Origin of the sequence: Caballeronia sp. (genome assembly GCF_049581465.1) — a bacterium.
In the GTDB taxonomy this organism is placed as follows: Bacteria; Pseudomonadota; Gammaproteobacteria; order Burkholderiales; family Burkholderiaceae; genus Caballeronia.
Map to the genome: position 1 here is coordinate 1 of NZ_JBAUSA010000667.1, position 2,406 is coordinate 2,406.

Annotated in this window: 3 protein-coding genes; all 3 read left to right on the plus strand. The window is 64.7% G+C overall.

What is annotated here, in order from left to right; all coding sequences use genetic code 11:
- Positions 1–618: IclR family transcriptional regulator (locus WCA53_RS16460; RefSeq protein ID WP_423912496.1), on the plus strand; the 618-nt coding region annotated here is incomplete at its 5' end.
- Entirely contained in the window at positions 615–1,664 is a 1,050-nt protein-coding gene (locus WCA53_RS16465; RefSeq protein WP_423912499.1) for a 2-dehydro-3-deoxygalactonokinase, read from the plus strand. The genes WCA53_RS16460 and WCA53_RS16465, both read left to right, overlap by 4 nt.
- Positions 1,665–1,687: 23 nt before the next feature.
- Positions 1,688–2,365 carry a 2-dehydro-3-deoxy-6-phosphogalactonate aldolase gene (locus WCA53_RS16470; RefSeq protein WP_423912502.1) on the plus strand — a complete coding sequence of 226 codons (678 nt, stop codon included), beginning with the start codon at positions 1,688–1,690 and terminating at the stop codon, positions 2,363–2,365.
- The last annotated feature ends 41 nt before the right edge of the window (positions 2,366–2,406 follow it).

The window sequence follows — 2,406 nt, forward strand, 5'->3', positions numbered from 1 at the left end:
TATCTGCTCGGCCCGAAACTGATCGAACTCGGCACGATCGCGCTCGAACAAATGCCGCTGACCGCCGTTGCGCGTCCGCACCTGCAAGCCCTCGCCGAGTACACCCGCGACACGATTCACCTGGGCGTGCGCGACGGCGACGACGTGCTTTACATCGACAAGATTCCGGGCACGCGCGGCCTCGAAATGCGTTCGCGCGTAGGGCACAGGATGCCGTTGGCATCGACGGGAATTGGCAAGGCGATGATGCTCGACCTCACGCCCGACGCATGGTCGCACCTGCTCGAAGCGTCGCATCGCGTGCTCGCGAAGGTGACGTTCAGGCCCGATCACCAACCCGATTTCGATACCTTCGTACAGCGCATGACGCGCTATGCGCAAGGTGGCTTCACCTTCGACCTGGAAGAAAACGAAGCATCCATCCGATGTGTAGCCGCGCCGGTACGCGACGCGTCCGGCCAGATCGTCGCGGCGCTCTCTGTGGCGAGCACGATCCCCTATATGCCGTCGGAACGCATGGAAGAACTGATCCCCGTCGTGCAGCGCCAGGCGCGCGCGATCTCGGAAGAACTCGGCTGGCGCGTTCCGCAGCCCGCCACACGCAGGATCAAACGATGAGCGCAACGCCAATCAATGCAGCGGCTTCGGCGCATCCGGCAGCACCACGACAAGCAGCACAACAGGCCACGCAACCGGTGCTGATCGCGCTCGATTGGGGTACGACGTCCTTGCGTGCCTATCTACTTGCCGCCGATGGCACCGTGCTCGACACCCGTTCGTCGCCGGCGGGCATCATGAATCTTCCGTGTCCCGCCGACGCAGGCGGTTTCGACCAGGCCTTCGACGAAACCTGCGGTGCGTGGCTCAAGTCCGACGCGACCCTCACGGTGATCGCGGCCGGCATGGTCGGCAGCGCGCAGGGCTGGGTGGAAGCGCCTTACGTATCGACGCCCGCTGGCCCGGAAGGGCTCGCCGCAGGCATCGTGCAAGTGACGACGAAGCATGGGTTCACGGTCAATATCGTGCCGGGCGTGCTTGAAGCCGGCGCGCTGCCCAACGTGATGCGCGGCGAAGAAACGCAAATCTTCGGCGCACTCGCCGGCGACACTATGGTCGACGAGGCGCCGCACGGCACGCTGATCGGCTTGCCGGGAACGCACGCGAAGTGGGTATTCGTATCGAAGGGACGCATTGAGCGGTTCTACACGTTCATGACCGGCGAGACCTTTGGCGCGCTGCGTGACCACACGATTCTCGGCCGCACGATGCGCACCGACGCACAGCCGGACCCGGCCGCGTTCATCCAGGGCGTGGACACCGCGCGCGACGATGGCTACGCCGGCATGCTCGCGACGATTTTCAGCACCCGTACGCTCGGACTAACGGGTCAGCTCAAGCCCGAACAACAAGCCGATTACCTTTCCGGCCTGTTGATCGGCCACGAATTGCGCGGCCTGAACGAAGTCCTTGCACGCGAACAGACGCACCTCGCTGGCATGACGCTCAGGCTGATCGGCAACGACGCGCTGTGCGAGCGGTATCGCCGGGCACTTGCGCGTTATGGCTGCACTGAGGCGCGCACCGTGGCGCACGCCACCGAACGCGGGCTGTACCAGATTGCGCAGCAAGCCGGGTTGATCCACACGACCGCGAAGGTCGGTTAGCCCGCTAACAGGAGTCAGGAAACATGCAACCCGATATCAATCTTCCCGCCCCGTACACGCCGCACGCCGGCCTCATGGCCGCGTTCGAGCAATGTCCGCTGATCGCGATCATGCGCGGCCTGACGCCCGCCGACGCAGTCGATCACGCCCATGCGCTCTACGAAGCGGGCTTTCGCATTATCGAAGTGCCGCTGAATTCGCCGCAACCGCTCGACAGCATCGCGAAGATCCGCCAGGCGCTTCCCGCCGACGCGATCATCGGCGCGGGAACGGTCTTGCATCCCCATTACGTGAATGAAGTGAAGGCCGCTGGCGGCGACCTGATCGTGATGCCGCATAGCGACGGCGATGTGGTTCGCGCGGCGAAAGCACAAGGAATGGCATGTTCGCCGGGCGTCGCGACGCCGAACGAGGCATTTCTCGCGCTGAAAAACGGCGCCGACGTGCTGAAGATGTTCCCCGCCGAACAACTCGGCGCGCATGTGGTGAAGGCGTGGCGCGCGGTGATTTCCGCGCGCGTGCCGCTGGTGCCTGTCGGCGGGATTTCACCCGACAACATGGGACCGTTCCTCATGGCGGGCGCGAACGGCTTCGGCCTCGGCTCGGCGTTGTACAAGCCGGGTCAGAGCGCGGAAACGACTTCTGCGCACGCGAAGGCTTACATCCTGGGCCTGGCGATCGCGCGGGGCGATAAGAAATGACACGGCTGGCCGGTAAGGTCGCGATGATCACGGGCGCCGGG

Bases quoted from the DNA above. Each gene is read 5' to 3' on its own strand.
- WCA53_RS16465 (WP_423912499.1), top strand. From the start codon at position 615: ATGAGCGCAACGCCAATCAATGCAGCGGCTTCGGCGCATCCGGCAGCA.
- WCA53_RS16470 (WP_423912502.1), top strand. From the start codon at position 1,688: ATGCAACCCGATATCAATCTTCCCGCCCCGTACACGCCGCACGCCGGC.